At 32.4% G+C, this 6,987-nt stretch carries 5 protein-coding genes and 1 pseudogene; 5 read left to right on the forward strand and 1 reads right to left on the reverse strand.

What is annotated here, in order from left to right; genetic code table 11:
- Positions 1–254: pseudogene (locus tag V5787_RS01595) on the forward strand (SAM-dependent methyltransferase); the annotation flags it as partial.
- A 97-nt stretch (positions 255–351) separates the two neighbouring features.
- Here the strand turns inward: V5787_RS01595 and V5787_RS01600 are convergent.
- A complete protein-coding gene (locus tag V5787_RS01600) occupies positions 352–1,251 on the reverse strand; it encodes an AraC family transcriptional regulator (protein WP_336891539.1) in 900 nt (299 codons plus the stop codon).
- A gap of 107 nt (positions 1,252–1,358) precedes the next feature.
- On the opposite strand from V5787_RS01600, the gene rhaD reads away from it, so the two are divergent.
- The 4 genes from rhaD to V5787_RS01620 are packed head-to-tail and all read left to right on the forward strand — an operon-like array spanning position 1,359 to position 6,489.
- Positions 1,359–2,153, forward strand: a complete 795-nt coding sequence (gene rhaD / locus V5787_RS01605; RefSeq protein ID WP_336891540.1) for a rhamnulose-1-phosphate aldolase — start codon at positions 1,359–1,361, stop codon at positions 2,151–2,153.
- 6 nt (positions 2,154–2,159) lie between these two features.
- Positions 2,160–3,944, forward strand: a complete 1,785-nt coding sequence (locus tag V5787_RS01610; protein WP_336891541.1) for an L-fucose isomerase — start codon at positions 2,160–2,162, stop codon at positions 3,942–3,944.
- 51 nt (positions 3,945–3,995) lie between these two features.
- Positions 3,996–5,330, forward strand: a complete 1,335-nt coding sequence (locus V5787_RS01615; RefSeq protein WP_336891542.1) for an FGGY family carbohydrate kinase — start codon at positions 3,996–3,998, stop codon at positions 5,328–5,330.
- Between the two features lie 4 nt (positions 5,331–5,334).
- Positions 5,335–6,489, forward strand: coding sequence for an iron-containing alcohol dehydrogenase (locus V5787_RS01620; RefSeq protein WP_336891543.1), 1,155 nt, complete (start codon positions 5,335–5,337; stop codon positions 6,487–6,489).
- Positions 6,490–6,987: the final 498 nt, after the last annotated feature.

Consider the following 6,987-nt stretch of genomic DNA (forward strand, 5'->3'; position numbering starts at 1 on the left):
TTTTTCAAATTCCTCAAGAATTGGATAGAGATACTACTTACGAAGATTTATCAATTACGTCACCGGAGGAACGAAAAAAACATTTTGGACAATACGACCATGTACGGGTATATGGCAAAGATTATTTTGACAAATTAAAAACTATAGGTTTTCAAGTAGAAGAAGTCAAGTCTTCTGATATAGCAACCCTTCAAGAGATTGAAAGATATCGTTTATCTGCTAGTGAAATTTTACCAATTTGCAGAAAACAATAATGCTTTATAAAAACTGCGTAAAACTTTTAACAACGTTTCCGTTCTACAATTTTTAGTTGATCTTTTTTAAAGTAAGTTAAGATTTTACATGTAAAACTTAAGTATATCTTCCAGATCTATAAACGGCAGGAGTTATTCCTGTAATAGATTTAAACACTCGTGAAAAATGATACCGATCTGAAAAGCTTAAATCAAATGTTACATCTTCAATGGTTTTTTCAGAATGTTCAAACAGCTCACATGCTCTAGCAATTTTTCTTTTTTGAATAAAATTATGTAACGTAATGTTCATTTCCTTTCTAAATAAACGAGCAAATGAATTGGGAGCCATATTTACAATTTCGGCTAAATTTGAATTACTCAATTTTGAATGAATATTAATTTCAATATAGCGAAGTACATTGAGTACTCGTTCATCAATATTTATTGTCTTCCATAATTCGGCTCCAATATTGGAGATAGCCTCTTTAATAAACGACTGTAGTTTTAAATTGAAAGTCATTTTAAAATTTTTATTTTCAATTTTCAATTTTTTCGTTAAATAATGTAAACGATCTTTTAAATAATCCGTTAATTTAATTTTAAACACCCCAGGATACACATGGTCAAAAGGAACTCCTAAATTAAAATGCACAAAAAAATGGAATAGTGATTTTTCTTCAAAATCAGCTTCATTAATATCATCTGTTAAATGTTTTCCTGAAACATGAATTCCCGTATTGTATACATGTTTTTTTGAAAACTGGGAAGAAAAGGAGGTAAAAGGAGCAATAATATAAATGTAATCAGGACTCATTTTATAAATACCCTTATGATGTCTTAGCTCCCCTCCTAAATTTTTATTCCAATAAATTCTCCAAAAAGGGAACACCATATCATGACAATCCCACATATCTAACAACCAATACCTACAACATGATAATTTTATATTTATATCTATAAAGTCTTGTTTATTAGAGGATGGATCACCTAGTTCTGTTTTTTTAGTGAACTTCATTTTGATGACATACGTTTAAATTAGATACAAGAATACGAATTTTAAACATTTCCAGATCAATTTTGATGAAGTAAATTTGTTGTATAAATTTTTATTCTAAAATAATTATGAATACAATTAAAATCCCCGTAGAGGTAGAAAAAGAACTCAATAAAATTTCAAAAGTTGCAGGTTATTTATGGCAAAGAGAATGGGCCGAAAGAAATGCAGGTAATATTTCATTGAACTTAACATCCTTTTTTAAAAAAGAAGATGTTCTAGGAATAGGAGAAGTTGTTCCTTTTGAGTTTCCAAAAGAAGTTGGAGGATATGTTTTATTTATTACTGGTACAGGATGTTATTTAAGAAGTTTGATCGATAATATAGAAGAAGCAGCATGTATTCTTTATATCAATGAAGAAGCTACTGGTTATTCTATTATTTGGGGAGGAAAAAGAGAAGGTTTTGGACCTACTTGTGAATTAATTTCTCACGCAAGTATTCACTTATTTAACACACAAAACAATCCAACTCATTTAGCAGTACTCCATACTCATCCTATTGAATTAATTGTGATGAGTCATCACCCTTTATTTGATAATGAAGCAGAATTAAACAGACAAATCTGGATGATGTGTCCAGAGGTTAAAGTTTTTGTGCCAAAAGGTGTTCATTGTACTCCTTATGCGTTGTCAAGTACAGTAGAGTTAGCAAAAGTTACTATTGAAGCTTTTAAAACTAGGAACGTATCATTATGGGAAAAACATGGTGCAACTTCTACAGGAGAAGACGTAGAAAAAGCTTGGGACTATTTAGATGTAGCAAATAAAGGAGCAAAATTATTATTGACCGCATGGGGAGCAGGATTTCAACCAGCAGGTCTTTCAAATGAGCAATTAACAGAATTAGAACAATTTATATAACAAACTATGAATAGATTAATAGGAAGATTACCAAAGGTAGGAATTCGCCCAGTTATTGATGGGCGTGAAGCAGGTGTAAGAGAGTCATTGGAGGTTCAATGTATGGATATGGCAAAAGCAGCTGCAAAATTGATTGAAGATAATTTACGATTTCCAAGTGGTGAAAAAGTAGAGTGCGTAATCTCAGACACAACAATTGGAGGTGTTGCAGATGCAGCTATGTGTGCTGATCAATTTAAACGTGAAGGTGTAGAAGTTTCTTTAACAGTAACTCCATGTTGGGGTTATGGTACAGAAGTTATGGATACAAACCCTTTAATTCCGAAAGCCGTTTGGGGGTTTAATGGAACTGAAAGACCAGGAGCAGTATATTTGGCTGCTGCTTTAGCAGGATATGCACAAAAAGGATTACCTGCATTTGGAATTTATGGAAAAGACGTACAGGATGCTGGAGATAGAAGTGTTCCGAGTGATGTTGAAGAAAAAATTATTCGTTTTACAAAAGCTGCTTTAGCTGTTGCTCAAATGAATGGAAAATCATATTTATCTATTGGTTATAGTTCAATGGGAATTGCAGGCTCTATGGTTGATGTAAATTTTTTGCAAGACTATTTAGGTGTTAGAGCTGAATTTGTCGAATCTGTTGAGGTTTTAAGACGAATTGATGAAGGTATTTATGATAAAGATGAGTTTAAAAAAGCTTTAGCATGGACAAAAGAAAATTGTAAAGAAGGGAAGGATCATAATACTCCTGAAACTCAAAAAAACGCAGAGACTAAAGATCAAGAATGGGAGAAAGTTATTAAAATGACTATTATTTGTCGTGACTTAATGATTGGAAATCCTAAATTGAAAACAATGGGATTTGGGGAAGAGTCTAAAGGTAGGAATGCTATCATGGGAGGATTTCAAGGACAGCGTCAATGGACAGATTATCAACCAAATGCAGATTTTACGGAGGCAATTTTAAATTCTTCATTTGATTGGAATGGAATTCGACAAGCTTATATGCTTGCTACTGAAAATGATTGTTTGAATGCTGTTTCTATGCTGTTTGGTCATTTGCTTTCTAATAAAGCGCAGCTATTCTCTGATGTAAGAACATACTGGAGTCCAGAATCGGTAACAAGAGTTACTGGTAAAGAACTAACAGGTATTGCCGAAAACGGAATTATTCATTTAATCAATTCAGGATCCACAACTTTAGACGCAACAGCTCAGCAAACGGACGAAAATGGTAATCCAACGATGAAACCTTTTTGGGATATCTCAGAAGAAGAGGTTCAAAAATGTTTGGACAATACAAAATGGCCACCTGCAGTTAGAGAATATTTTAGAGGAGGAGGATTTTCATCTCAATTCAAAACAAAAGGAATCATTCCTTTAACTATGTCAAGAGTTAATTTAGTGAAAGGAATTGGACCTGTACTTCAAATTGCTGAAGGGTGGAGTGTTGAATTGCCTGAAGATATACATACCATTTTAGATGAGAGAACTGACCCAACATGGCCTACAACTTGGTTTGTGCCAAGACTTACAGGAAAAGGAAACTTTAAGAGTGTATATGGAGTCATGGCTAAATGGGGCGCAAATCACGGAGCTATTTCACATGGTCATATTGGTGCCGATTTAATTTCATTAGCGTCAATGCTTCGTATTCCTGTAAACATGCATAATGTTGAAGAAAACGATATTTTTAGACCAGCCTCTTGGTCCGCATTTGGAGAGAATATTGAAGGTTCAGATTACAGAGCTTGTGAAAATTACGGCCCATTATACGGAAATAAATAATAGAAATTAAGCTATTTTATTTATTGCAATAGCTGAATAAATTACATCAAAATGAAAAGTGTAATAGCCGTTATTGATATAGGAAAAACAAATAAAAAAATATTTTTATTTGATGAAAAATTTGAAGTAATCTTCACTGAATCAACAAGATTTGACGAAATTACTGATGATGATAATTATGCTTGTGATGATATTGAATCCATTGAAAAATGGATTCAATATCAAATCAAAAAAATCCAGAAAGAAAAGATTTATACTATTAAAGCTATAAACTTTACAACTCATGGAGCAACAGTAGTATATCTTGATAAAAACGGGAAAAGAGTTACTCCTTTATATAATTATTTAAAACCTTTAGAAGATATTGATTTTAATCAATTGTATAATAAAAATGGAGGCGTTTCAGAGTTCTCTAGAAAAACTGCTTCTCCTGCTTATGGTATGTTAAATGCAGGATTGCAAATGTATTGGCTGAAACAGAATAAACCCCGTTTTTGGGATAAGGTAGACACTATATTACATTATCCTCAATATTTGAGTTATTTATTTACTAAAAAAATAACTTCTGATTTTACTTCTGTTGGAGCTCATACCGCAATCTGGGATTTTGATTCAATGGATTATCATCAATGGTTAAAAGATGAGCAGATAAGATTACCAAAACCTTCTAATGGAAAGGAGGCTATAATGGCAACTATAAATGGAGAACAAATCGCAGTTGGTTCTGGATTACATGATAGTTCTTCCTCTATAATTCCTTTGTTAATGGAAAATGAAGGAAATGAATTTATACTCTTATCTACTGGAACTTGGATTATTTCAATGAATCCTTTTAGCAAAGAAACATTAACCCAATTTCAATTAAATAATAATTGTTTGTGCTTTATGACTCCTGAAAAGAAACAGGTAAAATCATCTATGCTGTTTTTGGGTCGTATGCACGAAGTTTATGTAAAAGCACTTGCAAAGCACTTTAATGTAGACGAGGATACTCATTTAACTTTAAAACTCAATAAAAAACTATGTTCTAATATCATTTCAAATCCAACTAAGGTTTTCTTAGCTGAAGGTAGTGATACTGAATTTACTGTTGATATTACTGTTTTAAATAATTTTAACACATATGAACATGCTTATTACCAGCTTGTTTTCGATATCTGTAAGAAAGTGATGGACGCAATTGAATTAATTTTAGACACAGATAATTCATTAAAAAATATTTATATATCTGGCGGTTTTAATAAGAATAAAATATTCGTTGATTTTCTATCATTGCTAAAGCCAAATGTTACTATAAGAATTCCTAATGGGAAAAACGAAAGTGCTTTAGGAGCAGCTTTATTAATGAAAGAATATTTAAACGAACCTGAATATAATAAAAAATAAAAAAATGTTACAAAGTAGAAGAATTTATTTACCACCATTAAGTTTAATCGGCCCAGGGGCATTAAATGATCTTGGTGAAGAGTTAAAAGCGCTTCCTTATAAAAAAGCTCTTTTCGTTACTGATGAAGTATTAGTTAAAATTGGCGTAGCAGATAAAGTATTAGATGTTTTAAAAGTATCTGGAATAGAAGTTGTCATTTTTGATAAAGTTCGTCCCAATCCTACAGTTAAAAATGTAACGAATGGTCTAAAATTATTAAAAGAGAATTCTTGCGATTTTATTTTAACATTAGGAGGAGGATCTCCTCAGGATTGTGGTAAAGCAATCGGAATATTAGCAACCAACGGAGGCGATGTTAAGGATTATGAAGGAACTAATTTATCAAAAAAAGCTTCATTGCCAATTATAGCTATTAACACAACTGCTGGTACGGCTAGTGAAGTAACCATTAATTATGTAATTACCGATGTAAAGCGTCAAGTAAAAATGGTAATTGTAGACAAAAACTGTTTAGTATCTATAGCAGTAAACGACCCTGAATTAATGCTCGGAAAACCAGCAGCTTTAACAGCTGCAACAGGAATGGATGCTCTAACTCATGCAATTGAGGCCTATGTTGCTAAAGGAGCATTTGGATGGAGTAATGCTTTAGCAATTGAAGCGATAAAGCTGATATCAGCTAGCTTAGAACAAGCGGTAAAAAATGGATCAGATATCGAATCTAGAAGCAAAATGGCTTGGGGACAATTTATTGCTGGCCAGGCATTTTCAAACGCAGGATTAGGTTTTGTTCATTCAATGGCGCATCAATTAGGAGGGGTGTATGATTTACCTCACGGAGTTGCAAATGCAGTATTATTGCCACATGTTGAAAGATTTAATATACCATCATGCGCTTATAAACTTAAAAAAGTAGCAAAAGCTATGGGAGTTGTAGTTGTAGACATGAGTGATTTGGAAGGTGCCAACGCAGCTATTAAAGCAATTGAAAGATTATCTACGGCAGTAGGAATTCCTTCGGGATTGAAAGAACTGGGTGTAAAAGAGGAAGATTTTGAGGCGATGGCTAAAAATGCCATTCAAGATGTGTGTACAGGAGGTAATCCAAAAGACGTTACGGTTGAAGATGCAATTGCAATTTATAAAACAGCAATGTAAATTATTAAAAAAACATAAAACGTCATAACTTTTAGAGTTGATGTCTTTTTCGGTTGATTATATTTTTTTACTTAAAAGTAATATAAAACAGCCGTTACACATGTGAGGGCACTGAAAAAGCATCTCATTTTTAAAAGTAATTTTATAAAGCGATTAAGGAATAAATAATATTTCTTAATCGCTTTTTGTTTCCTGTTAATTTTTGGTGTTTTCTTACATCAAGTCAAAAAACGGATAAATCGAGGTGTTTCCCCCGTTTATTCAAACAACTTTTATACCTATTAGCTTATTATTCATTTAAGGTTAACAGCAAAAATTGTCATTGCTCCTTGAATTTCCTTGTTTTTTTTAGACCATATAAGACCGTTGCAAGGTACATGACAAAAACAAAGACCCAAACTTAGGGTGTAAATCATTGTTTGTTAGCTTATTAAGATGTATATTCAAGCCATGAAACTACAAATAACACCTACTTTTGCAGATAGCATTTGTGATTTA

Origin of the sequence: Flavicella sp., assembly GCF_037132785.1 — a bacterium.
Lineage (GTDB): Bacteria > Bacteroidota > Bacteroidia > Flavobacteriales > Flavobacteriaceae > Flavicella.